The following is a 25,259-nucleotide window of genomic DNA, read 5'->3' on the forward strand; positions in this document are numbered from 1 at the left end:
TCAAAGAAACTTATTTATGACAATGCTTTTTTAAATTATAAATTTTCATTTCAATTTTTCCTGTGAAAACTCTTGTAATGTATGTATTAGGACTCTTTCTTGAAAGATATTTTGGAGTGTAATGATTAATGAAATATCGACTGATGAAGTGTATAAATGAATTCTTTTAGGTGCAATTGCTGTTAAGGGCAAAATTAATTCGTTATCAATATACTCTCTATTTTCCACTTGTTTGCCATATTCTTTTAATACATCTTTAGTAAGTGGTAAAAATAGATGATCATATACGCTAAATTTCCCGTCAAAAACTATATGCACATGTGGAATAAGCGCATCCGTTTTAAGTACCTGCTGTCTTAAACTCTCAATAAGATTCTGGTATTCGTTTTCTAATTTGTACTCATCTATTGCAATTTCACAAACATAAGCTAACTGCTTGTAATATTCCTTCAAACGAAAAGTAATAAATGAATCGAAGCTAAAATTTACTCCATCTTTTAAATACTCAGAAAGTGCATAAGAAACTAGATTCTTACTTCTACGAATTTTTTTCTGGTTTGGTATGCTTCTTCTAGTTCCTCTTAATAATGATTGTGCAATAGGTATGATTTGATTTTGCTCGTCTTCCTCATAGAAAAAAGATGTATGTAAAATGGATTGAATCCACTTATCTTCTTTTTGAAGTAAAATAAATTGTACTAGTGTCGGAACTAAAATACTTTTTATTAAATCTTCAGTGTTTTGAGGAAATGTGATTAAAATTGTATTGATTTTGTGTCTTCGTAAAATGTATGGTCTCGATTGCTTTTTTAAACGTTTTTGTAATCGTTCGTAGACATAAGCTGCGTCAATGGGTTCATTGAAAAAAATTTCAATCACCCTGTTCCCCCCTTTCTAGCACCACCTAGTCCTATATATATTAAAGAAATAATTAAAAAATGACGCAAAATCACTTAGTAATTTGTGATTTTACGCCATTTTTTGATTTTTTTATGAATGTCTTAAATTTGAACCAGAAATTTTAACTGGTTTGGCTAAAAACTTAACACGATCTACAATACGTGCTGCTTTAACCCTTTCTTCTTCTCCACGTTGAGAATATGTTAAGTGATGCTCTAATTGATTTAAATCAGCATTCGATGTAAAGAAGGTAGGCAATTTTTCTAGCATGCGGTATTGAAGTATTGTGCCTAATATTTCATCTCTTGCCCAACTAGACATTTGCTCTGCACCAATATCATCTAACATAAGAACTTCCACTTTTTTTACAGCTTCAATTTTCTCCTCTAATGTGCCATCACTAATAGAGCTTTTTAGTTCGCGTAAAAATTCTGGTAAATAAACGAGCATTGAAGTTATTTCTTCCTCTGCTAGTTCATTTGCTATAGCCCCAAGAATATACGTTTTTCCAACCCCAAATGGACCATGTAAATATAAACCTTGAGCCATTTTTCCTTTTTCATAGTTCATAATAAACTGTCTAGCAGCAGAAATTGCTTCAAAACGGCCAGGGTCTTCTAAAGACAAGTTTGACATAGATGCTTGAAGAACATCCTTTGGTAAGTACATGCATTTTATCAATGACTCATGTTTTTTGCGTTTATCATGTTTGACACCATTTGGACAACGATCATATTGAACATCAATACGTTTTCCTTGAATAATCAAATGAGGATGATAACCATGCACCATATTTTTACACTCATTAAAAGATGGGCAATCTTCACAATTTACACTTTGTCCAATATACTCATATAGCTTAACTAAGCTACTATCAATCATTTGATCCGTAATTTCATTTTTATGCTCAGCTAAAAATGAAATGATTTTTGGGTGACTACGGACTTCTTGTCGCATTTTTTGAAATGTGTCCTGGAATTGTTTATTTTTCATTAATGCACTAAATGCGTTTTGAATAGGTTCCATTAGCGTCCTCCCATTTAACGTTTCTTTTTATTTTTAAACATTTCTAGTTCTTTTTCTAATCGTTTTCGTTCTTCATCTATCGAAGAATCGTTTTGGTTATTGATTGTTGCCGGTGCAGTCTGTGATTCATTCGACTCACTCGATTGAAGCCAGTCAGGTACAATCTCAGTTCGAATTGTTTTATTTCGTCTATTACTTGAGCGAGTTTTTGCAGCAGTTGCACTTTGTTTAGTTTCTTCAAACTCTTTACGGGCAAGATCCATAGCTTGTTTAACTGTTGTTACACCTTTTCTCGCCCAATGACTTGCTATCTTAATTACGTAATTTCTAGAAAGTTTTTTATCTAAACGGATCATTACATAGTCAATTAACACATTTGCGACCCCAGGTAGAAGCTTTTGATCGATCATAATCTCTTCGATAATTTTCAAATCAGCTTCACTTGGTTCAGCTCCACCCGATATCTCCTTAAGGTACTGGCGAGGAGAAATTGTTTCGAAACAATGAATTAATTTTTCTTCTTGAGTTGATGGCTGCTCATTGATCATTTGTCTATGCTGAATCGGTTGAACCTTTTCCACAATAGTAGGCAGCGCTTCATGATGTTGGAATTGATACCAGTCTCTTGCTTCAAGTCGAAGCGTCTCAATATTGATTTTATTATCTTCATTTAATGAGCGCATAACAATCGTTTTCATTTGAATTGGATTTATTCCATATAAAAATGCAAGTTTTAAAATTGTTTCTTTTACTTCTGTAGTAAATGCTCTTTTTGGAACAAATGAATCTGAAAGTCCATCTAAAAATAGAGCATAGTCAAACTCTTCCATTTTGACAGATATTTTAATTGGCTGATTGTCTTGTAAAATTCTACGATCATTTGCCGTAGAAAGATCGTTACTTTGCTGAATTTCATTTAATTGCTCAACTGTAATTGCCTGGAATACCGAATCAAATGAACGTGAAATCTCACGAAACCCATCTTTCGAAAATGCCTGTCTACTAAAAAAGGTTTTGGTTCGTTGATATTGTGTTTTTCCAATTGTTTTAAACAGAAAAATATTTAGGATAGGGTCTTCGAAAAAAGAATGAGGATCTAGCGGAGATTGAAGCTCATACAGAAGCTTTTTTGTACTATTTTCAAATCCTTCATAAACTTTAAGTAAGCCGATTCCTTCAAGGATTAATCTTTGTTCATAAATTGATTTTAAATTACTTTTCATTCCAAGCATTAAAGAATGATGTGTTAAAGTATTAGGATTAAGGTCCGTTTGTTCACATTCACTCCAAAGCGTCATATATAAACTTAAAGCTTGACTACCAATTATTGGTTGATACAACATCGTCAATACTTGCCTATGAAAATTATGTAAATACCCAGCTGCCATTACAGTATAAGGATCCGCAGGTAGAACATCCATCCAGTGTTGCTTATCAATAGACATTCAAACATTCCTTTCTTGTATCAAAAGAGCGAAGTATTATTCGTCTTTACCTCGCTCTTTGTTAATTAAATCTTTTAATTCATCAATGAATACATTAATATCTTTAAATTGACGATAAACTGATGCAAATCGTACGTATGCAACTTCATCTACTTTAGATAAATGCTCCATGACCATTTCACCTAGAACTTCACTCGGAACTTCTGATGTGCCACTATTTTTCAGTTCTTTTTCAATGCTATGAATAATATCTTCTAGCTGAGATAAAGAGACAGGGCGTTTTTCACACGCTTTGATCAGACCCCTTAACATCTTATCTTTACTAAATTCTTCACGAGCTCCCTCTTTTTTTACAACTAAAATAGGATTATCTTCAACTCGCTCGAAAGTTGTAAAACGATGCTGACATTCTTCACATTCACGTCTTCTTCTAATTGAACGACCTTCATCTACTGGTCTACTATCAAGTACTCTTGTCCCATTAAAGTTACACGTTGGACATCTCATCGTTATAGTTCAACTCCAAACACTTAATTGTTTAAACGTATTATTATAACTCTATACTATAACAAATTCAAAATAAACTAAAGTTTATTTCATGCTGTCGAAAAAAGAAGTTGTCAATTAAATAAGAATGCCTTGTTGATTTTCACTACGAGATGCTCGCTTTCCATGGGGCATGAGCTGAGCCTCCTCGTTCCTGCGGGGTCTCACCCTTCCTGCATCTCCCATAGGAGTCGAACATCCCTTCGTTCCAATCAACTCTTCAAATATAAAAATTAATCTTTAGATCATTAGAATAATGATCATTTTAAATAATTGTCTTTTATTGACTAAAAAATGTACCCAAAATTCAAATTCTACTTATACAAATTTATAAAATATGGTAAACCCCTTTATGACATTGCTCTTTAGCTGAAATAATTTTTTCTTAGCGAAATCATTATTAAGTCAATTAAAAACATAAAAAACATTTTTTAATCAACGAGTTTCAGAGCCTCTTGTAAAAACTTAAACTTAATGTTCATACTTTTCATATTGACTCTAATATATTTCAACACTCTTGATAAATTAAAGTTTTTTCAACGAGTTGGAAATTATCAATAAAAAATTAATATTATGTTGATGTTAAACAATTTTAATAATAAGCCGTTCAAAACTTCTTTATTTTAATTTAATGAAAATATTTTTTTACTATGTAAAGATTATTGAAAACAAGTTTGTTTAGATAATCTGATTTTAGCTCCAAAATTTAGCCTAAATGCAGCATTATACCAAACTCTTTAAATCAATTTAACAAAACAAAAAAGAGAGATGAAAAATCACCTCTCTCAATTCTTTTTAGTTACCATTTACAATTTTTACATTATCAACTTGAATGGGACCCATTCCTCTTGGTAACTCAACGTTTTCGCGAGTATCAGCTTCTAAAGCTTCAGCGATAAAGTTTGCAGCTACATTCGGATCAATTCTATCACCGCAAGTGTAAACATCAATACTTGCATAACCATGCTCAGGAAAACTGTGAATAGTTAAGTGTGATTCTGAAATGATTACGACACCACTAACGCCATGAGGAGCGAACTTGTGAAAAGCAACTTCACGAACTTCTGCACCAGAGCGTAACGCAGCATCAACAAAAGTTTCCTCAATAAATTTCATATCATTTAATTTTTCTGTATTACAACCCCATAATTCTGAAATGACGTGACGACCCATAGTATCCATATTCATTTCCCCCTTAAAATAATTTGTCATGACTTCTATTGCGAAAGTATGATCAACTACCACGGGGGAAAGTTAGTCCAAAGAGGTCCTAACCCTTTAAGTAATTAGTTATACTTTTAGAAGTTCACGAAAGTTAGTATACTTTTTTTAAATTTGAATTGCAAGATAAATTTTATTTTTTTGTTATTTACTGAATTAATTGTGAAGAAAATAAGTCTAAAAGTGCGATAAATGCATGTATAGCAGGGAAACGAAGGGTACATGCTTTTTAGGGGATCGATCGTTATTTGGTATTGTAAATCAAGACTTCTTAGGTGAAAATCAACGTTCCTCATGTAATAGATATTAAGTCATAGATCCCTCTTTTATTTAGTCATAAATTCACATTTCTTCTTAATATGTTATATAACTTCAAAAAGACTAACCAGATAAACTAGTTAGCCTTTTGTATTCGTTTACAATTTTTTATAAGTACAAGATTTTAATGATTAAACAGTTTCAAGCTTTTTTATTTTAGAAGCAACGATTGACACTAAGTCAACTACACGTCTTGAGTAGCCCCACTCATTATCATACCAAGCTAATACTTTAACTTTTGTACCATCAATTACCATTGTTGAAAGAGAATCGATAATTGCAGAGTGTGTATTAGTATTAAAATCAATTGATACTAATGGTTCGTTACAATATTCGATAATTCCGTGCATTGATCCTTTAGAAGCAGTTTCAAATACTTCATTAATTTCTTCAACAGTTACTTCTCTCTTTAAGTCAACAACTAAGTCAACAAGTGATACGTTTGGAGTAGGAACACGTAAAGCCATACCATGTAACTTGCCATTTAAATGTGGAAGTACTTTAGATAATGCTTTTGCTGCACCTGTAGTTGTTGGAATAATTGATTGACTGCAAGCACGTGCACGACGTAAATCTTTATGTGGATTATCAATATTTTTTTGATCATTTGTAAATGAATGAACAGTTGTCATTAATCCATTAACAATACCAAATTGCTCATCTAATACTTTTACAACTGGCGCTAAACAGTTTGTTGTACAAGATGCGTTTGAAATAATATGATGATTTTCTAGGTCTAATTTATCATCATTTACACCAATTACTACTGTGATATCTTCATTTTTACCAGGTGCTGTTAAAATTACTTTTTGAGCTCCAGCAGTGATGTGCATTTTTGCTTTTTCAGCATCATTAAATTTTCCTGTTGCTTCAATTACTATATCAACATTAAGCTCGTTCCATGGAAGTAACTCAGGATTTCTTTCACTAATTAATTCCACACGCTTACCATCAACGATTAAATGATCTGCATTTGCAATTACTTCACCATCAAACTTGCCATGAACTGTATCATATTTAATTAAGTGCGCTAAAGTTTCAGAAGGATAACTTGCATTAATTGCAACGATATTATAATCTCCATTTTTAATTGCTTGACGGAAAACCATGCGTCCAATTCGACCAAATCCATTTATTGCTACATTTACCATAAGTAAACCCCCAATTAAGTTATACTGTTTATTATCTCCCTGCAATTAGTATAACACATAACTTGGATTTTGGTTAAACTATTTACATTATTTTATGAAATAATTTTATTTAATAGGTCTTTAACTTGTATTTTTGTATCCTCAAAGTCACCATTGTTATTTATTACGTAGTCAGCACGTGCTGCTTTTTCTTTAACTGGTATTTGAGATGCAATACGTAAAAGTGCATCCTCTTTCGATAAACCATTACGATTCATCAAACGCTTTAATTGATTTTCTTCCGACACTGTCACTACGATTACTTTTTCAACCAATTCAATTGAGTTACCCTCATATAAAAGAGGAATATCTAAAATAACAAGTGGTTCACCTTGTTTTATGTATCGATCAGCTTGTTCTTTCATTTCACGTCTGACTTCCGGATGTACTATTTCATTAAGTTGTAAGCGCTTTTCTTTATTATTAAAAATAATACTTCCGAGAAATGGTCGATTAATTTCACCAGACTCTAAAAGAATCTCACTTCCGAAAGCTTCAACGATTTTTTTAAATGCAGGTTGTCCAATTTCAACCACTTCTTTTGCAATTACGTCTGCATCAACAATTGGAACATTTAATTCCTTTAAGTAATTGGAGACTGTACTTTTTCCACTTGCAATACTACCAGTTAGTCCAAAAATTTTACCCATCTTTTATTCTCCTTACACTAGATAAAGAGGACCAAATGGAATAAATCCATTCGGATACACTCTTTCATTATTTTTATTACATCTTCATTAATCCAATTAATATTAAGAAAACACCTGGTAAGAAGGTTAACTTTTGAAGCCACAATGTTTTCGATAACACATTTCCTAATTTCATACCAAATAATAAGAATAAAGCACTTGCAGTAGATGTTACAATTGCCGTCAATAGTGGAGAAAATCCAAGTAATGATGCACCTATACCAGCCCCAAAGGCATCAAGTGAAAGTGCAAACCCAAGTAACATCGCTTCCAATCCATTAATACTACCTGAACGATCTATGTCTGCAGTTGTAGGCTTCTTTAAAATTTTTACGACTACACCTAAAATTTCAAATTCCCAGTCAATCCCTTTATCTTCTAACTCATTCTTTTCTTCTATATTGGATCCTTTATTTGATCGGTAAAATTGAAACAGTACCCATAATCCTATACATACAAGTACAAATCCTCCGATTCTTTTTGCTATTATTGGTGAAAAAAAGTCTGTAATTGCATGCCCAATCCCCATGGATGTCATTAATATGATTCCTGAACAAGATGCAATTGTAATGATTGATTTTAAAGGAATTTTTACTTTTCGAAGTCCATAAGTAAATCCAACACTGCAACTATCTAAGCTTAGTGCGCATGCTAGTAGTATTAATGATAGCATATTTACCATAAAAATAGGCTCCTCTCTTTCGTACTCTTGATATAGTATGAAAGAAAGGAACCTTATGTTAATTTTTTTTAGGCTGACATACCGGGCAAAAAGAAGTACCTCTGCCACCAACTTTTATTTTTTCTATTGGTTGGCCGCAATTTTGACACTCTAAACCCTTTCTGCCATATACTTTAATGATATCTTGAAAAGTTCCTATTTGCCCTTGGGAATTTACATAAGAACGAATTGTGCTTCCGCCTAAATTCACAGCCTCTTGTAAAGTTGCTGTAATGGATTCGGCAAGTATTTTTATTTGTTTAGGCTTTAATGATGATGCAGGTGTTTCCGGATGAATCTTAGCTCTAAACAAAACCTCATCAACATAAATATTGCCTAAACCGACTACTAATTCCTGATCTAATAAAACGACTTTAATTTTTCGGTTTGTATTTTTAAGCTTTTCCCTTAAATAATCAGCAGTAAATTCATCGGAAAATGGCTCTGGACCTAATTTAGCAAGTGGTGGTCCTTCATTCTCCTCACCTTTATTAAATAAATGCATAGTGCCAAATTTACGAACATCTTGATATCTAAGTTCAGTTCCATCTTCAAATAGGAATCGAACATGTGTATGAGGTGCTACAGGTTCTTCCGCTGGGAACACGCGAAATTTCCCTTCCATTCTTAAATGCGAAACAAGTGTAAAATCACTTAATTGAAATAGTAGAAACTTACCTCGACGATTTATATTTTCTACTGTTTGACCTTTTAGTAAAATCTGAAACTCATCTACTTCATTAGGTTTTTTAATTATTTTTCCCCATGAAACGATTACTGTTGAGATTGTTTTCCCAACTATTAAATCCAGTAAAGTTCGTCTAACCGTTTCAACTTCTGGTAATTCAGGCATAAAAAGTCATCCTATCTATTTATTTTGCTTCAAACCAAGAATCTCCAAAATTATAATCAACCTTTAATGGCACAACTAGCTCGACTGCATGTTCCATTACTTCTGGTACGATTTTTTCTAAAATTGCTAATTCCTCTTTTGGAGCTTCTAATATTAATTCATCATGTACTTGTAAAATTAATTTTGCCTGAAGTTTTTCTGCTTTAAGACGTTCATCTAATAAAATCATCGCCTTTTTAATAATATCTGCAGCACTACCTTGGATTGGCGTATTCATCGCTGTTCTTTCAGCAAATCCACGAACATTAAAATTTGAGCTTGAAATTTCAGGGATATAACGACGTCTATTTAAGATTGTACTTACAAATCCTTCTAGTTTAGCCTTTTGAACAATATCTGACATATAATCTTTTACTTTTGGAAAACTAGCAAAGTACTTTTCAATAAATCTAGACGCTTCTTTTCTTGTAATACCTAATCCTTGTGATAATCCATAATCACTAATTCCGTATACAATCCCAAAGTTAACAGCTTTTGCTTGTCTTCTCATATTACTTGTTACCTCATCAGCACTAACATGGAAAACATCCATTGCAGTCTTTGTATGAACATCAAAGTCATTTTTAAATGCATCCATTAAATTATCGTCTTGTGCGATATGAGCTAATACCCTTAATTCAATTTGAGAATAATCGGCAGCAAAGATCAGCCAGTCTTTTTTAGATGGGACAAAAGCTTTTCTAATTTTTCTACCTTCTTCTAAACGAATCGGAATGTTTTGCAGGTTAGGATCAATTGAGCTTAAGCGACCAGTTTGTGCTAATACTTGATTAAATCGTGTATGAACCTTGGAATCTGATTCATTGATCACTTTTAATAAACCTTCTACATAAGTAGAATTTAATTTCCCAACTTGACGATAGTGAAGAATTAATCGTATGATTTCATGTTCTGCCTCTAATTTTTCAAGTACATCAGCAGAAGTCGAATAACCAGTTTTTGTTTTTTTACCAGATGGTAAATTTAACTTTTCAAATAATATAACACCTAGTTGCTTTGGTGAATTAATATTGAATTTTTCACCGGCTAACTCATAAATAGACTCTTCAAGCTCTTTTAACGTATTAGCTAGTTCTGAACCCATCGTACGAAGAGTCTCTTCTCTGACTGTTACTCCTTCAAATTCCATATCACCTAAAATAAAAGTTAATGGTAATTCTAATTCTGTTAGTAGTTCAAATTGACTATTTTTTCGCAATGATTCTTCTAAAGTTTCTTTTAATTTGCTAATAGCAATTGTTTTACGAACAATATATTCTGATAAAACTTCATCTGATGGTTTAGTTTGCTTTGCACCTTTACCATAAATCGATTCGGCAGTTTGAATTGAAAAATCTATTTTACCATTTACGATATCAGCAAATTCTTTATTAGACTGGGCAGGGTCATATATATATGAAGCAAGTAACGGGTCGAAATTAACACCATTTAAATTAATCCCTCTCCACTTTAGTGCAACATAAGCACCTTTTGCATCATATACATTCTTATTAACACTCTCATCCTCAAGCCATTTTTTAAATAAATCCGACTCTAATCCAACAGTTGTTGGAATAAAGAAATGACCTTTTTCATTTGATAAACCAAACCCTTGAATTTCTTCTGTATGATAATTTTCTCCGATCATTTCAACGATTAAGCTTGAATGGTTCGCTAAATGTTTCTCCTCAATTGAATCTAGTACTTCATAGTTAATCTCTTCTAGATCTTCCATCGTTTCTTGGATATCCAATTTAGCTAACAATGATGTGAATCCAAGGGATTTAAAAAATTCCGCTACTTTATTCGTATCGGCTTCTGGAAGCGTTGTGTCATTTACAGTTAATTCAATTGGTGAGTTTTTATTAATTGTCGCTAATTGTTTACTCATTAAGGCTTGATCTTTATTTTCACTTAAATTTTGAAGAAGCTTTGCTCCACTTACTTCCCCTATATTTTCATAAAGACCTTCTACAGTTTGAAACTGTTTTAAAAGTTTAATTGCAGTCTTTTCCCCAATACCTGGTACACCAGGAATATTATCAGATTTATCACCCATTAAACCTTTCATATCAATAATTTGATCAGGTGTAATCTCATATTTTTCATGAATCGCTGCAGGAGTATATTCTTCAACCTCAGTAATACCCTTTTTAGTCATACTTACTGTAATACGATCATCAACTAGCTGTAATAAATCTCGATCACCTGAGATAACCTTTACTTCATATTCATCTTTAGAAGCTTGACCTGCAAGTGTACCAATAATGTCATCCGCTTCATAATTCTCTAACTCATAACGTGCAATTCCGTATGTATCTAATAACTGGCGAACAAGTGGAAACTGCTCACTTAACTCTGGTGGAGTCTTTTGTCTTCCACCTTTATATTCTTTAAATGTACTATGTCTAAATGTTGTTTTCCCTGCATCAAATGCAACAAGCATATGAGTCGGTTTTTCATCTTCAAGAATTTTCATTAACATCATTGTAAATCCATAAATTGCATTCGTATGGACACCTTTATCATTACTTAAAAGTGGCAATGCAAAGAAAGCTCTATAGGCAATACTATTCCCATCAATTAAAACCAATTTTTTCTTCAAAATAGATCCCCTTCCTATTACAAATCTCACTATCTTTTTATGTATAATTTTATTTCATACTTTATCTTTTCAAGAGGTTAGTCGTTTCCTCATTTACTTGCTCTTAACATTTTAACACGAACTATTCATAAAAGAAAAAGAGGTCGTCTTTGATTCAGGCATATTAAAAGTTTTTATTCACTTGAGACTAAAGTTGAATAATTATGACTTTTAAGAATGAATCGTAAGACTACCTCTGTAATTAATTCAAGTCGATTTCTCGCTCAAAAATTAGTTCAACACATGAACCTTCTATTGCTGCTTGCTGATTATTTACAACCTGATGGAGGCGCCAGCCACTTTTAGCATAGTTCCCAACTACGTCATAATAATATCTATTTGATGATTTCGTGTTAACTTTTACAAATTCGTATTCGTACATCTGTATCCACCCTCCGATGTATGATTCAACACTCATAATTTCCCCAAAAATTATAAAAGTAATATGATCAAATAAAGAAAACTCTTCGACTGTGGTGATTACTCGTTGCCAATTTATACGATCTTAAAGTGTAATAAAAAAGGTATCCACTAGTATGGACACCTTAAAGAAAAAATAAAACAGTATTAAATATAAAAAATCCCGGAAGTATAACTACTCCCGGTTTAAGATAACTCCTTGGATGAAGGGGTTTTCATCATAACTATAACAATTTTTTATTAATTATTAATAAATACAATGTAAAAACAATGTAAATGTTACATCGAAATATTTTTATTTAATGTTACAATGAATGATGTCCCATGGCCTAGTTTACTTTCAACTTCGATTTTGCCTTTATGCGCTTCGACAAGATGCTTTACAATCGCTAGTCCTAGGCCTGTCCCTCCAGAGTTCCTACTTCTTGCTTTATCTACTCTGTAAAAACGTTCGAAAATACGAGATATATCTTCTTTTCCAATTCCAACTCCTGTGTCATTAACCCTTAAAACAATATGATCATTCGTCTCGGAGGCAGTAATAAATACTTTACCACCAGCTGGAGTATAGTGAATTGCGTTATCAACTAAATTAATAATTACTTGCTTTAATCTTAACGCATCAGCATATACAACTAACTGACTATTTAAATATAATTTGAAGTCTATATTCTTCTCTTCTGCTTTTTGATTAAGCATTTGCTGTACATCTTCAATAACTTGTTTTGCTGATACTTCTGCAAGATCTAATTTAAAATTCTGTTGCTCAATTTTTGAAAGGTCTAACAAATCTTGAATAAGTGTCTGCATACGATCACTTTCCGTTAAAATAATCGATAAGAAGTTTTTACATAACTCATCATTTTCCATTGCTCCATCTAGTAGAGTTTCAGTAAAACCTTTAATAGATGTAATAGGTGTTTTAAGCTCGTGGGATACATTTGCAAAAAAATCTTTTCGAACTTGCTCTAATTTCTTTAATTCACTTATGTCATGGAAAACAAGAACGATTCCTTTCCACTCGTGATTTATCCCAATGATTGGTGCACCATATATTTCAAAATGTTTTCTTTCAATTGATAATGGCAGAATGATTTGCTTTCTAACTTTTATTTCTTTTAGAAAAATTTCTTCCACAATTTCAATGACTTCTTTATGTTTAAATGCGTCATAATAAAGTTCACCCAGTATACTTCTGGAGTCAATTTTGAACGTTTCTCGATATGTTTTATTAATTAGGTTTACATGACCCCTACTATTAATTAAAACAACCCCGCTACCAATATTATGGATTAATGTGTTTAATCGATCTTGCTGCATTTCTTGTTGACTAGTCATTTCTTGTAGATTTTTTGCAAGTACATTCATTGCTTGACTTAACATTGTTGTCGATTCATTACTTTCAGCTAATGTTCTAGCTTTATAATTCCCTTTGGATAATTCAATTGCAACTTGTGTAATATCTTCAATTGGTTTTGAAAATTGATGCGAGTATCGTATCAGTAAAACTATGATGGCAAATAAAACAAAACCTAATAATGAAAATAATAACATCGAAATACTTCGGTAAACTTCTTTGATTGACTTAGTTGAATAATCGACAATTAAAAATTGCTTATTGCCATGTTTATCTGTAATTTTCTTGCCATAATATTTAGCTGCAGAATCTTTTTCAGTAAATTTAGCTGCACTCTCTACTTTATCAAGTCGTTCTAGATAAGTTTTTAAATCCTTTGATGATATATTCAATTCCACATTCTCATTGCTAGATTTAGCAATCAGATTATAGTGATCATCAAATAATATAATATCGATATTTAAGTCCTTTGATATCTTTTTTAACGTCTGATTAGATATATTCTTTGTTAATGGTGTATTCGACTCCATAATTGAGGCAATTAAGTTAGTTTCTTTCTCAATTCTTTGGTCATAGTTTGTCAGATAAAAGGATTTAAATATTTGCCCTAGTACGATTCCTAATATAACAAGAATAACGATTATGATTGCAGAGAATCCATAGAGCAATTTTCGATTAAGATTACTCATTTAATCTTGGTTCCTCTAATTTATATCCTAATCCACGAATTGTTTTTATATAAACTGGTTTTTTCGAGTCTAGTTCAATTTTTTCTCTTAAATGGCTAATATGAACATCGACAATTCTAGTGTCTCCAGCAAAATCATAATTCCAAACAGCACTTAATAATTGATCTCTAGTTAATACTCTACCTTTATTTTTCGTTAAATATAATAATAACTCAAATTCCTTAGGTGTTAACTCTAGTTTTTCACCTTGGAAATATGCTTCATAGTACTCAGGTAGAATTTTTAGATCAGCTATTATTAAAGTATCAGCATCGTCATTTGATTGTACTGGTGTCTCAGTAATTTTAGATCTTCTTAAAATCGCTTTAACTCTAGCTACGACTTCTCTTGGGCTAAATGGTTTTGTCATGTAATCATCGGCACCAAGTTCGAGTCCTAACACTTTATCAAATTCATCATCTTTTGCTGTAACCATTAAAATAGGCGTCGTATTTCTTTGTAGTCTTAATTCTTTACATACTTCCATACCATCTTTTTTAGGTAGCATTAGATCTAGAACAATTAATTCTGGTTTTTCCTCTACAGCCTTTTGTAAACCTTCATCCCCATCAGTAGCTGTAACAACTTGGAAGCCTGCTTGTTCTAGGTTAAATTTGATTAAAGTTAAGATATGCTCTTCATCGTCAACTACAAGAATTTTATTGTTCATTTCATATTCCTCCAGGTCATTGTTAACCCCTCATCCATTTGTAACTATTTTATTATTTATGTCTACTTTTTAATCATACTAAAAATTCCATCAGACGTAAAACGTAAAAAGCAGGGATGGAAAGTTCATTCAAAAGTAAAACAACAAAAAAAGAATGTCAGAGTTGACATTCTATAGTTAAAAATTTTCATATAATAGAGCATTCGATTGGTTTACCGTTGGTGGAATTACTGTCAGTTTTCCATTAGCAATTTCAGTTTGCGTTTTATTTAAAACGCTTACATTAATACATACTTCATTTAAATCTAAGTTAATTTCGACTACCTCAAAATGAATTGAAATTGTTTCATTGTGATATATATGTTGATCGAATTGAAGTTCTTTTTTTATAATATGACTTCCTGGACCAGGTAAATGTTTTGTAACTGCTGCAGAGACTAGCCCGCTTATAATAAAACTTGGAACAATCGGTTTATTATATTTTGTTTGAGAAGCATAGTTGTATTGAGTATATAATGGGTTTGTATCGCCTGTTAAAGCCAGGTATAAGTAAATATGTTTTTCATCAATATGTTCTGTTACAATTAACTTTTCACCAATTGAAATGTCTTCAAGTTTTCGTCCGATTTTTGCTTTTTTAGTTAACATATTAAACCCCCTGTTTATCTTAATATTTTAAAAATTCGATAAACAACAGCAAATTTCCTTCTTAATCGGCAAAATTTTTATAAAAAAACTTATAAAAATTTTTACTTTTCGTCTGTTTATATTTTCCCCCTTATGGATGATAAAATTCTATCTTTCTCCTTAATAAGTAATTAAATACTCTATATTCGTTCTGTATAAAAATCATTGTGGTTTGTTGCATAAAAAACTTGTACATACTTATACCGTGAAACGACAATTCAGATGCATAAGTTTTTGGTATAATTTAGTAGATAAGATGATTAAATTAAAGTTTGGCTAAGTGAAAAGGAGAGATGGACATGTCTTATACAGTTGATTTTAAAAATGTGTCTACGGTTGGTTTAGAGTCTTCCCCAGTAGTAGATGCACTTGCTGGTTTACGTGCAAATGAAGCTCGTTATTTTATGAACAAGTACAAACATGAATTTACGGTTGTACCAGCTAGTGAAAGTCAGGAGACACTTGATTATGTTAACCGAATTTTGAAAGAAGAACGTGATATCGTATTCGCTGCTAAACCTTTAGAAACATCTCGTTTTCAAGTGGAAAATATTAAATTTACCTACGTCTTTTATGAGGATGGACTTTCGGTAAATGTTATGTATACGGTTGATGACCCTAAAAAGCGTGCTGTTGGTTTTAAACTTTCTGACGGAATGGAAATTCCAATGGAGTTAGTAGAGAAGTTTAAGTTTGCTAGGCAGAAGTCTAAACTAGCTGGAACGATTCGTGGCTCATATTTTGTAATTAAAGGTGAATATTAAAGTAGGATAAAATGAAAGACCCACAAGGTAATTAGAAATTACTTGTGGGTCTTCTTTTTAAGCTAAAACGTTCATAACGTTTTTGACAGCTGCAACTGAACGATCTAACGCTGATTTTTCTTCAGCGGTTAAATCTAATTCGATAATTTGTTCAATACCGTTTCCGCCAATAATTGTAGGAACTCCTAAGTAAATACCGCTGTACCCATATTCGCCTTCTAAATAAGCGATTGTAGGTAATACGCGACGTTGATCCTTAAGTATAGCTTCAACCATCTCTACTAAAGATGCAGCAGGTGCATAATAAGCACTTCCGTTACCTAGTAGATTAACGATTTCTCCGCCACCCTTACGAGTACGTTCAACAATAGCTTCTAAACGATCTTTTGGAATTAATTTTTCTAATGGAATACCACCAGCATATGAATAACGCACTAATGGTACCATATCGTCTCCGTGACCACCTAAAACAAATCCAGAAATATCTTTAACGGATAAATTTAATTCTTGAGCTACAAACGTTCTAAAACGTGCTGTGTCAAGAACTCCAGATTGTCCTATAACGCGGTGTTTAGGAAAACCAGCTTCTTTGTATACTGTATAAGTCATTGCATCAACCGGATTAGTTAAAACAACGATTGTACAGTTAGGAGAGTATTTTACGATTTCACGAGTAACTGCTTTCATGATGTTTGAGTTAGTTGATACTAGATCGTCACGGCTCATACCCGGTTTACGAGCGATACCTGCTGTAATGACTACTACATCTGAATCAGCTGTGTCAGCATAATCACTAGTACCAATAATGTTAGCATCAAATCCTTGAACTGGACTTGCTTCAAGCATATCTAAGGCTTTGCCCTTAGTAGGGTTCTCAAGTTGTGGAATATCAACTATCACAACATCCCCTAATTCCTTTTGTGCAAGCAAGAAAGCTGTTGTAGCACCAGTAAACCCAGCACCTACTACGGAAATTTTACGTCTACGAATTGACATACAAATACCTCCCTTTTATTTACAAACACAATTTAATTATACAAGAACTGATTCCATATTTGAAATTAATTCGTTTGCAAATTCAGAACATTTCACTTCAGTAGCTCCATCCATTAGACGAGCAAAGTCATAAGTAACAACTTTTGAAGCGATTGTTTTTTCCATTGATTTAAGAATCATAGAAGCTGCTTCATTCCAACCCATATGCTCAAGCATTAATACTCCAGAAAGAATAACTGAAGATGGGTTTACTTTATCTAAACCAGCGTATTTAGGTGCTGTTCCATGAGTAGCTTCAAAAATAGCATGTCCAGTTTCGTAGTTGATATTTGCTCCAGGAGCGATACCAATTCCACCAACTTGAGCAGCAAGTGCATCAGAAATATAGTCACCATTTAAGTTCATTGTAGCAACTACATCGAACTCACGTGGTCTAGTTAAAATTTGTTGTAAGAAGATATCAGCAATGCTGTCTTTTACTAGGATTTTCCCAGCTTTTTCAGCTTCATCCATTGCTTTGTTAGCAGCGTCTTTACCGCTTGTTTCTACAATGCGATCGTATTCTGCCCATGTAAATACTTTGTCGCCGAATTCTTGCTCAGCAACTTCATAACCCCAGTTCTTAAATGCACCTTCAGTAAATTTCATGATATTACCTTTATGAACTAAAGTTAAAGATTTACGGTTTTCTTGGATTGCATAATTAATTGCTGCACGTACAAGACGTTTTGTACCTTCTTCAGAAACTGGTTTGATACCGATACCAGATGTTTCTGGGAAACGGATTTTATTAACACCCATTTCTTTTTGTAAGAATTCGATAACTTTTTGAACTGCTTCAGAACCTTTTTCATATTCGATACCTGCATAGATATCTTCAGTGTTTTCACGGAAAATTACCATGTCAGTATCTTCTGGACGTTTAACTGGTGAAGGTACACCTTCAAAGTAACGTACAGGACGTAAGCACACAAATAAATCTAATTCTTGACGTAGAGCAACGTTTAAAGAACGAATACCACCACCAACTGGAGTTGTTAAAGGTCCTTTAATTGCGATCATGTACTCTTCAATTAAATTTAAAGTTTCTTGAGGTAACCATTCACCAGTAACATTAAATGCTTTTTCACCAGCAAGAACTTCTTTCCATTCAATTTTACGATTACCATTATATGCTTTTTCAACAGCTGCATCTAAAACACGTGATGATGCTGCCCAAATATCTGGGCCTGTACCGTCGCCTTCAATAAAAGGAATAATTGGATTGTTTGGCACGTTTAATTGGCCGTCTACTAATGTAATTTTTTCAGCTTGCATTACATGCTCCCCCTTGTATAAATAAATTAAATTCATTAAAATACATGCTTTTGAGAGGAAGATTCCTCTTCCTCTCTTTACTATACCACTATTATTCGAATATTAAATACTATTTTAAGTATTCAATTATTTCTTTATGCACGCTCTTCAATTGGAATGTAAGAGTTTTTCTCTGGTCCTGTATAATCTGCACGCGGACGAATAATACGATTATTTTCATATTGTTCTAAAATGTGTGCAGTCCAGCCAGACATACGGCTAATAGCAAAGATTGGAGTGAATAAATCATGTTCAATTCCTAAGCTGTGATAAACAGATGCAGAGTAGAAATCAACATTTGGTGGAATATTCTTTTGAGTTGTAACAAGTTCTTCAATTTTTTCAGACATTGTGTACCATTTTAACTCTCCAGTAATTGCACCTAATTGACGAGACATTTCTTTTAAATGTTTCGCACGTGGGTCCCCACCACGATATACGCGATGTCCGAATCCCATAATTTTCGCTTTAGCATCCATTTTCTCTTGAATGTAAGATTCAACATTTTCAATCTCACCGATTTCAGCTAACATTTTCATAACGCTTTCATTTGCGCCGCCGTGTAATGGACCTTTTAAAGCTCCAATCGCAGCTGTAATACCTGAATAAATATCAGATAATGTAGCTACGCAAACGCGTGCAGTAAATGTCGAAGCATTTAATTCATGGTCAGCATGTAGTACTAAAGCCTTATTAATTGCTTCTTCAGCAATTGCATTAGGTTTATCACCTGTTAGCATGTATAAGAAGTTAGCCGAATAAGATAAATCTTTATTAGGAGCAACTGGTTCAAGCCCTTGACGAATTCGAGAAAACGCTGCCACAAATGTTGAAACTTTAGCTTGAAGTTGGATTGCTTTAAGATAATTTGAATCTGAGTCCATTGCTTCAGCATTTTTATCATACAATGCAAGCATTGAAATAACTGTACGTAGTACAGTCATAGGATGTACATTTTTTAAATTAGTTGATTTTAAGTAAGTAATAACTTCTTCTGGTAATTCGGCATTATCTGCTAATTGAGAAGCAAGTTCTTTAAGTTGATCCTTATTTGGTAACTTGCGATGCCATAATAAATATACTACTTCTTCAAAACTTGCATATTCTGCTAATTCATCAATACCGATACCCACATACGTTAATGTATCATCAATAATAGAACTTATAGAAGTCGTAGCTGCTACAACACCCTCTAAACCACTTTTAACTGTCATATTCCCCTCTCTCCTTTACGCAAAAATTTCCCTAGTATTTAATACATACATATACTGGTATAACTCTTTTTAAATACCGAGTATATATAGAAAGGAACCCTACTATCACTTATTATAAACAATAATCTGACTTTTGTGAATGAAAACAATTTACTAAAATATAATTATTATGCAATTACTTAATTAATTCTACAATCCAAATGAATAGATATGCGATTCCAGCTCCAATTAAAGGCCCTACTGCAACCCCTTTAAATACCGCTACAGACAGTACAGTACCTAGTACTAATGCTGCTGTTATTTGTGGACTAGTTGCTAATAATTGTACTCCACCTTTTGCCAAAAGAGCTACGGCGATACCAGAGAGTAGTGCGATCCAGGCAACAGGGGTTTTTAATGCATCAATCAAATTTTTAAAACCGATTTCTCCGGTCGCTATTGGTACTAATACAGCAATCGTAATGATTGTTACGCCTAAATTAATACCTTTTGATTGCATATACGGAAATACTCGAACTCCTAAGGGAGTATATTTTAGTACTAACAATACTATAATTGAAATAATTAAAGAGTTATTTTTAGCGATTGCACCAACTAATAATAAAACTAAGAGAAAAATTGTCGATTCACTCATTTGTTAGTATCCCCTTAATGTATAATTTATTAATAAATACTATCAAACTTTACTATTATAAAAAAATAATTCTTGATAAAATAAGACAAGAGGACTCATTTCACTTTGGAAGGAGGTAAAAGTTTGAATAGAACTTTAGTTTTTCAGATCATTCGGTTTTTATTTGTTATCGCATGTACTATTCTAGGTCTTTACGTGGCACTATTCATCTCAAAACTTACATACCCTTTCATCATTGCTTTAATCATTGCATACCTTTTAAATCCACTAGTAAATTTTTTAAACGAAAAAGCCAGAGTACCAAGAGGAATAGCAGCATTTTTATCAATTATTTTACTATTAGCTATTCTAGCAGGATTATTTACATTACTAATTACGGAAATCATCTCAGGCTCTACCTATTTAATTCAAGTTGTTCCAGAAAGCTTTGAACGATTAATTTATTTCGTTGAAAATCTTGTTACTGATAAGGTGATTCCTTTATATGACTTGATTATGAGTAAATATAGTCAACTCGGAGCTGGTCAACAACATACGATTCGCACAAATATACAATCGATTGGCGATTCTGCAATTAATCTAGGAAAAGAAGCATTAAATGGTATTATTGTAGGGATTAAGTTAGTAATCGCTTTATTACCAAATACTGCTACCTTAATATTCGTTTCTTTATTAGCAACTTTCTTTATTAGTAAAGATTGGTACAAAATAAAAAATTTATTCGCAAAATATACACCAGATCGAATTCAACATTACAGCAAAACAATTTTTATTGATTTACGAAAAGCTTTATTTGGTTTTATTAAAGCACATATCACTCTTATTTCTATGACGACTGTGCTAGTCTTAATCGGATTATTAATATTAAGAGTTCCTTTTGCAATCACTATAGCTATTCTAATTGGCTTCATCGACTTACTTCCATACCTAGGAACTGGCTTAATTTTCATACCATGGATCTTATATACATTTCTGTCTAGCGATTATAAATTAACGATTGGTCTCGCAATTTTATATGGTGTTGTAATTGTCCAACGTCAACTTGCAGAGCCAAAAGTTCTATCTTCAAATATTGGACTACAACCACTTCCTACTTTAATCTCGATATTTGTTGGTTTTAAATTTTTTGGTCTACTAGGATTGATAGCCGGTCCAGTAACCTTAGTAATTTTATCAACTTTGTATCGAGCAAGAGTCTTCCATGAACTTTGGTATTATATTAGAGGTTCGAATTAAACTGAAAATCAATTTATTATTTCTTTGCAAAAATAAAACGAGAAAGCTAACCGCTTTCTCGTTTTTTTGTCTCTGATAAAAAATCAATTGTATTTCCAATGTTTATTTCTTTATATAACCTGTCCAAACAACATTACCCTTTAGCCTTTTCATGACAAAATAAATAAGTTGTTGAACAAATTTGATTCTAATTGGTTTAATTAGCAAAACGATTGCTAGTAAGTCGGTAATTGGTCCTGGAATAAAAAATAGGAGGCCAATTAGGAAAAATGACAATCCCTCTATCATGATTAAATCCGGCATTTTGCCAGCCCGAATCTGTTCTCCGGCTTGATTTTTAACTGTAACCCAAACGGTTCTCATGATATATATACCAATCAAAAGCGTACCGATTAGCCAAAGAAATACTGATAAGGAACCAATTACTCTACCAAGTAATGTTAAACAGATTAAATCAATTAATGGGATTAACAATAGCCAACCAACAAGTTTTTTCATGATCGTTTCACCTCTTGCTTAGAATTAAAAATATATCTCTTAATAATCTTATGCACGTCAAAAAATAAAGAGAAGGAAACTTTGTCCTTCTCTTTATTATATCTTAAAATATGCTTTTATGTCCTGTACTAACTATTCCTCTTGAAGCATCTACTGTAACAGCTTGACCGTTTACTAAGATGTTTGTTGCATTTTCAACTCCAACAATTACTGGAATACCTAAGCTAACACCTACTACTGCAGCATGGCTAGTTAATCCACCTTCTTCAGTAATAATAGCCGCTGCTCTTTCAATCGCTGGCATCATGTCTCGATCTGTACTATTTGTTACAAGAATACTTCCTGGTGTAACTTTCGAAACAGCTTCTTCACCAGTTTTTGCGATGACAACTTTTCCTGCAGCAGTTTTGCGACCAATACCTTGACCTTGAGCGATCACGTCACCTACTACATGGATTTTCATCATATTTGTCATACCTGTTTCACCAACTGGTAATCCAGCAGTAATGATGACAGTATCACCATTTGAAACAAATTTAGCGTCTTGAGCCGCTTCCATAGCATGTTGTAACATTTCGTCAGTTGAGTTTGCTCTTTCTCTATATTCAGTTTGTACTCCCCAAACTAAAGTTAGGCGGCGACAAATACGAATATCAGATGTAATAGCTAATATAGGAGCTTTTGGACGATATTTTGAAATCATTTTCGCAGTATGTCCACTCTCAGTAGGAGCAATAATTGCAGCTACTTTTAAGTTTAAAGCCGTTGCTGCAACCGATTGACCAATTGCATCTGTAATTGTTCCTTTATTTTCTCTTTGACGCTTTTTAAATAATTCTTCGTATTGTAAGCTTTTTTCAATTCGAAGCGCAATTGAGTTCATCATTGAAACAGATTCGACTGGATATGAACCTGCAGCAGTTTCTCCTGATAACATAATTGCATCAGTTCCATCAAGAATGGCATTTGCAACGTCACTTGCCTCTGCTCGTGTTGGTCGAGGATTACGTTGCATAGAATCTAACATTTGAGTAGCTGTAATTACTGGCTTACCTAAATTATTACATTTTTTAATTAATAGTTTTTGAACGATTGGTACCTCTTCTGGTGGAATTTCTACACCCATATCACCACGTGCAACCATTAAACCATCTGAAACCTCAAGAATTTCATCGATATTATCGATCCCTTCTTGGTTTTCGATTTTCGGTATAATTTGAATATACTCAGCGCCATGTTTACCTAAAAGCTCACGAATTTCTAATACATCAGAAGCTTTACGAACGAAAGATGCGGCAATAAAATCAACATTTTGTTCAATACCAAATTGGATATCGCTTATATCTTTTTCTGTAATACCAGGTAAATTTACACGTACATTTGGTACGTTTACACCTTTTTTATTTTTTACTAAACCGCTGTTTAACACTTTAGTACGAATATCATTTCCTTCAATACCGATAACTTCTAATCCGATTAATCCATCATCGATAAGAATTCTAGAACCAACATGTACGTCATCAATTAAACCTTCGTAAGAAACCGCAAATTTTTCTGCTGTACCTACTACTGGTTCTGTAGTAATAATAACTTCATTTCCAGTTGTTAATTCTGCTTGGCCACCTTCAAAATCTAAAGTACGAATTTCTGGACCTTTTGTATCTAAAAGAATCGCTACAGTTCTACCAGTTTGTTTTGAAGCCTCGCGGATACTTGTAATTCTTGCAGCATGCTCTTCATGAGAACCATGCGAGAAATTTAAACGTGCTACGTTCATTCCTGCATTAATTAACTCTACTAATTTTTCTACCGATTCACTAGCAGGACCAATCGTACAAACTATTTTTGTTTTACGCATTTTTTACCCTCCAAATTTATATAAAACTCTATACTATTACGAAATTTATGAAATCGATTGCCCAATTAAATCTAACTAATTAAATTGAAAGTTCTTGAGATAATTGGTACATATCTCGATCAAGTTCATGCTTTTTAGATAGTGCTTCGATAATGTCATGGTCAACTAACTTATTATTTTGGATTCCAACACAACGTCCACCTTTGCCCTCCATAAGTAGTTCAACCGCTCTTGCTCCTAGACGACTTGCTAAAACTCGATCAGCAGCACTTGGTGAACCACCACGTTGAACATGTCCTAAAACTGTTACACGTGTATCAAAGTGAGTTCGCTCTTGTATTACTTTACCTATCTCAATTGCACTTCCGACGCCTTCTGCAACTACAATGATACTATGTTTTTTGCCACGCTCACTACCACGGTTTAATTTACTAATAATATCATCCATATCATAGTCACATTCAGGTATTAAAATCGTTTCTGCACCATCAGCTAACCCTGCCCATAATGCAATATCACCTGCGTTACGACCCATAACTTCAATTACATATGTACGCTCATGTGATGTCGCTGTATCACGAATTTTATCAATTGCATCAATAACAGTATTTAATGCTGTATCGAATCCAATTGTAAAATCTGTACCTGGGATATCATTATCAATTGTACCTGGAACACCAACGCAAGGATAACCATGTTCAGTCAGCTTCTTTGCACCTTGATATGATCCATCTCCACCAATAACAACTAATCCTTCAATTCCGAACTTTTTAAGTTGTTCGATCCCTTTCATTTGTCCTTCCAATGTTTTAAATTCTGGACAACGCGCACTAAGTAGTTTTGTCCCACCACGATGAATAATATCACCTACAGAACCTAACTCTAGCTTCTCAATATTTCCATTAATAAGACCAGAATAACCTTGGTATACACCATAAACTTCAAGACCATGGAAAATCGCTTTCCTTACAACTGCACGTACAGCAGCGTTCATTCCTGGAGAGTCTCCTCCACTAGTTAATACGCCAATTCTTTTCATTATGTATTCACCTCAATGATTTTACCTTATGCATTTATTCATTTTTATAAAGTACCATGTAATGCCTATTTAAACAATAGAAATAATGTGAACTTTTTCATAAACTTTTTTTAATGAATGAAACACTTTTAAAAAGTATGACGACATCTTTATGCATATTGCTATTTTTTACTAATTTTATAAAAAAAATACAAAAAGAGCATGCTAACA

The 25,259-nt window shown here is 32.9% G+C and carries 23 protein-coding genes; 2 read left to right on the forward strand and 21 right to left on the reverse strand.

All coding sequences use genetic code 11. The features are described 5' to 3' along the window. Positions 1-45: 45 nt before the first annotated feature. From ytxC to COE53_RS22760, 14 genes are all read right to left on the reverse strand, one after another. Positions 46-879, reverse strand: coding sequence for a sporulation protein YtxC (gene ytxC / locus COE53_RS22695; protein ID WP_025568427.1), 834 nt, complete (start codon positions 877-879; stop codon positions 46-48). A 111-nt stretch (positions 880-990) separates the two neighbouring features. Further along, a complete protein-coding gene (gene dnaI / locus COE53_RS22700) occupies positions 991-1,926 on the reverse strand; it encodes a primosomal protein DnaI (protein WP_025568426.1) in 936 nt (311 codons plus the stop codon). 14 nt (positions 1,927-1,940) lie between these two features. After that, positions 1,941-3,371, reverse strand: coding sequence for a replication initiation and membrane attachment family protein (locus COE53_RS22705; protein WP_098948767.1), 1,431 nt, complete (start codon positions 3,369-3,371; stop codon positions 1,941-1,943). Between the two features lie 36 nt (positions 3,372-3,407). Then, positions 3,408-3,878, reverse strand: coding sequence for a transcriptional regulator NrdR (nrdR, locus tag COE53_RS22710; protein WP_025568424.1), 471 nt, complete (start codon positions 3,876-3,878; stop codon positions 3,408-3,410). Positions 3,879-4,712: 834 nt separating this feature from the next. Continuing rightward, positions 4,713-5,099 carry an adenosylmethionine decarboxylase gene (gene speD / locus COE53_RS22715; protein ID WP_025568423.1) on the reverse strand — a complete coding sequence of 129 codons (387 nt, stop codon included), beginning with the start codon at positions 5,097-5,099 and terminating at the stop codon, positions 4,713-4,715. 488 nt (positions 5,100-5,587) lie between these two features. Then, positions 5,588-6,607 (reverse strand): glyceraldehyde-3-phosphate dehydrogenase, encoded by a 1,020-nt coding sequence (locus tag COE53_RS22720; RefSeq protein ID WP_029715263.1) that lies wholly within the window; start codon positions 6,605-6,607, stop codon positions 5,588-5,590. A gap of 92 nt (positions 6,608-6,699) precedes the next feature. Then, the gene (coaE, locus tag COE53_RS22725) at positions 6,700-7,296 is read right to left on the reverse strand and encodes a dephospho-CoA kinase (protein ID WP_025568422.1); all 597 of its coding nucleotides are present in this window, start codon (positions 7,294-7,296) and stop codon (positions 6,700-6,702) included. Between the two features lie 76 nt (positions 7,297-7,372). Further along, positions 7,373-8,056, reverse strand: coding sequence for a sporulation membrane protein YtaF (ytaF, locus tag COE53_RS22730; RefSeq protein ID WP_286143808.1), 684 nt, complete (start codon positions 8,054-8,056; stop codon positions 7,373-7,375). A 19-nt stretch (positions 8,057-8,075) separates the two neighbouring features. Continuing rightward, positions 8,076-8,909 carry a DNA-formamidopyrimidine glycosylase gene (gene mutM / locus COE53_RS22735; protein ID WP_069034595.1) on the reverse strand — a complete coding sequence of 278 codons (834 nt, stop codon included), beginning with the start codon at positions 8,907-8,909 and terminating at the stop codon, positions 8,076-8,078. 19 nt (positions 8,910-8,928) lie between these two features. After that, positions 8,929-11,556, reverse strand: coding sequence for a DNA polymerase I (gene polA / locus COE53_RS22740; RefSeq protein WP_084006976.1), 2,628 nt, complete (start codon positions 11,554-11,556; stop codon positions 8,929-8,931). Positions 11,557-11,794: 238 nt separating this feature from the next. Further along, on the reverse strand, positions 11,795-11,974 hold the full coding sequence (locus COE53_RS22745; protein WP_049813519.1) for a DUF4177 domain-containing protein: 180 nt from the start codon (positions 11,972-11,974) through the stop codon (positions 11,795-11,797). Between the two features lie 317 nt (positions 11,975-12,291). Continuing rightward, positions 12,292-14,058 (reverse strand): two-component system histidine kinase PnpS, encoded by a 1,767-nt coding sequence (pnpS, locus tag COE53_RS22750; RefSeq protein WP_098948768.1) that lies wholly within the window; start codon positions 14,056-14,058, stop codon positions 12,292-12,294. Continuing rightward, complete coding sequence (locus tag COE53_RS22755) at positions 14,051-14,767, reverse strand: response regulator transcription factor (RefSeq protein ID WP_025568416.1); 717 nt, start codon at positions 14,765-14,767, stop codon at positions 14,051-14,053. Before COE53_RS22755 ends, pnpS begins: the two co-directional genes overlap by 8 nt. Before the next feature lie 177 nt (positions 14,768-14,944). After that, complete coding sequence (locus tag COE53_RS22760; protein ID WP_025568415.1) at positions 14,945-15,415, reverse strand: MaoC/PaaZ C-terminal domain-containing protein; 471 nt, start codon at positions 15,413-15,415, stop codon at positions 14,945-14,947. A gap of 338 nt (positions 15,416-15,753) precedes the next feature. On the opposite strand from COE53_RS22760, the gene COE53_RS22765 reads away from it, so the two are divergent. After that, on the forward strand, positions 15,754-16,218 hold the full coding sequence (locus COE53_RS22765; RefSeq protein WP_025568414.1) for a hypothetical protein: 465 nt from the start codon (positions 15,754-15,756) through the stop codon (positions 16,216-16,218). Positions 16,219-16,275: 57 nt separating this feature from the next. Here COE53_RS22765 and mdh read toward each other — a convergent pair whose 3' ends face one another. The 4 genes from mdh to COE53_RS22785 form a co-directional block, all read right to left on the reverse strand. After that, on the reverse strand, positions 16,276-17,214 hold the full coding sequence (mdh, locus tag COE53_RS22770; protein ID WP_025568413.1) for a malate dehydrogenase: 939 nt from the start codon (positions 17,212-17,214) through the stop codon (positions 16,276-16,278). Between the two features lie 36 nt (positions 17,215-17,250). Continuing rightward, on the reverse strand, positions 17,251-18,531 hold the full coding sequence (gene icd / locus COE53_RS22775) for an NADP-dependent isocitrate dehydrogenase (protein WP_025568412.1): 1,281 nt from the start codon (positions 18,529-18,531) through the stop codon (positions 17,251-17,253). Between the two features lie 134 nt (positions 18,532-18,665). Next, entirely contained in the window at positions 18,666-19,784 is a 1,119-nt protein-coding gene (gene citZ / locus COE53_RS22780; RefSeq protein ID WP_069034596.1) for a citrate synthase, read from the reverse strand. Positions 19,785-19,959: 175 nt separating this feature from the next. Further along, entirely contained in the window at positions 19,960-20,418 is a 459-nt protein-coding gene (locus COE53_RS22785; protein WP_098948769.1) for a DUF441 domain-containing protein, read from the reverse strand. Positions 20,419-20,541: 123 nt separating this feature from the next. Here COE53_RS22785 and ytvI point away from each other — a divergent pair, with 123 nt between their 5' ends. Further along, a complete protein-coding gene (ytvI, locus tag COE53_RS22790; protein WP_091023594.1) occupies positions 20,542-21,654 on the forward strand; it encodes a sporulation integral membrane protein YtvI in 1,113 nt (370 codons plus the stop codon). A 102-nt stretch (positions 21,655-21,756) separates the two neighbouring features. On the opposite strand, the gene COE53_RS22795 is transcribed toward ytvI, so the two are convergent. From COE53_RS22795 to pfkA, 3 genes are all read right to left on the reverse strand, one after another. Continuing rightward, positions 21,757-22,152: an FxsA family protein gene (locus COE53_RS22795; RefSeq protein ID WP_069034599.1), complete on the reverse strand. Its 396-nt coding sequence runs from the start codon at positions 22,150-22,152 to the stop codon at positions 21,757-21,759. A 103-nt stretch (positions 22,153-22,255) separates the two neighbouring features. Continuing rightward, a complete protein-coding gene (gene pyk / locus COE53_RS22800; protein ID WP_069034600.1) occupies positions 22,256-24,010 on the reverse strand; it encodes a pyruvate kinase in 1,755 nt (584 codons plus the stop codon). Positions 24,011-24,089: 79 nt separating this feature from the next. Further along, the gene (pfkA, locus tag COE53_RS22805) at positions 24,090-25,049 is read right to left on the reverse strand and encodes a 6-phosphofructokinase (RefSeq protein ID WP_069034601.1); all 960 of its coding nucleotides are present in this window, start codon (positions 25,047-25,049) and stop codon (positions 24,090-24,092) included. Positions 25,050-25,259 lie beyond the last annotated feature (210 nt).

Origin of the sequence: Bacillus sp. AFS029533 (assembly GCF_002585125.1) — a bacterium.
GTDB lineage: Bacteria > Bacillota > Bacilli > Bacillales > Bacillaceae_G > Gottfriedia > Gottfriedia luciferensis_B.

Bases quoted from the DNA above. Each gene is read 5' to 3' on its own strand.
- COE53_RS22760 (WP_025568415.1), bottom strand. From the start codon at position 15,415: ATGTTAACTAAAAAAGCAAAAATCGGACGAAAACTTGAAGACATTTCA.
- coaE (WP_025568422.1), bottom strand. From the start codon at position 7,296: ATGGGTAAAATTTTTGGACTAACTGGTAGTATTGCAAGTGGAAAAAGT.
- mdh (WP_025568413.1), bottom strand. From the start codon at position 17,214: ATGTCAATTCGTAGACGTAAAATTTCCGTAGTAGGTGCTGGGTTTACT.
- COE53_RS22795 (WP_069034599.1), bottom strand. From the start codon at position 22,152: ATGAAAAAACTTGTTGGTTGGCTATTGTTAATCCCATTAATTGATTTA.
- dnaI (WP_025568426.1), bottom strand. From the start codon at position 1,926: ATGGAACCTATTCAAAACGCATTTAGTGCATTAATGAAAAATAAACAA.
- pnpS (WP_098948768.1), bottom strand. From the start codon at position 14,058: ATGAGTAATCTTAATCGAAAATTGCTCTATGGATTCTCTGCAATCATA.
- COE53_RS22785 (WP_098948769.1), bottom strand. From the start codon at position 20,418: ATGAGTGAATCGACAATTTTTCTCTTAGTTTTATTATTAGTTGGTGCA.
- pfkA (WP_069034601.1), bottom strand. From the start codon at position 25,049: ATGAAAAGAATTGGCGTATTAACTAGTGGAGGAGACTCTCCAGGAATG.
- speD (WP_025568423.1), bottom strand. From the start codon at position 5,099: ATGGATACTATGGGTCGTCACGTCATTTCAGAATTATGGGGTTGTAAT.
- COE53_RS22745 (WP_049813519.1), bottom strand. From the start codon at position 11,974: ATGTACGAATACGAATTTGTAAAAGTTAACACGAAATCATCAAATAGA.
- citZ (WP_069034596.1), bottom strand. From the start codon at position 19,784: ATGACAGTTAAAAGTGGTTTAGAGGGTGTTGTAGCAGCTACGACTTCT.
- COE53_RS22705 (WP_098948767.1), bottom strand. From the start codon at position 3,371: ATGTCTATTGATAAGCAACACTGGATGGATGTTCTACCTGCGGATCCT.
- pyk (WP_069034600.1), bottom strand. From the start codon at position 24,010: ATGCGTAAAACAAAAATAGTTTGTACGATTGGTCCTGCTAGTGAATCG.
- mutM (WP_069034595.1), bottom strand. From the start codon at position 8,909: ATGCCTGAATTACCAGAAGTTGAAACGGTTAGACGAACTTTACTGGAT.
- nrdR (WP_025568424.1), bottom strand. From the start codon at position 3,878: ATGAGATGTCCAACGTGTAACTTTAATGGGACAAGAGTACTTGATAGT.
- icd (WP_025568412.1), bottom strand. From the start codon at position 18,531: ATGCAAGCTGAAAAAATTACATTAGTAGACGGCCAATTAAACGTGCCA.
- COE53_RS22755 (WP_025568416.1), bottom strand. From the start codon at position 14,767: ATGAACAATAAAATTCTTGTAGTTGACGATGAAGAGCATATCTTAACT.
- COE53_RS22765 (WP_025568414.1), top strand. From the start codon at position 15,754: ATGTCTTATACAGTTGATTTTAAAAATGTGTCTACGGTTGGTTTAGAG.
- COE53_RS22720 (WP_029715263.1), bottom strand. From the start codon at position 6,607: ATGGTAAATGTAGCAATAAATGGATTTGGTCGAATTGGACGCATGGTT.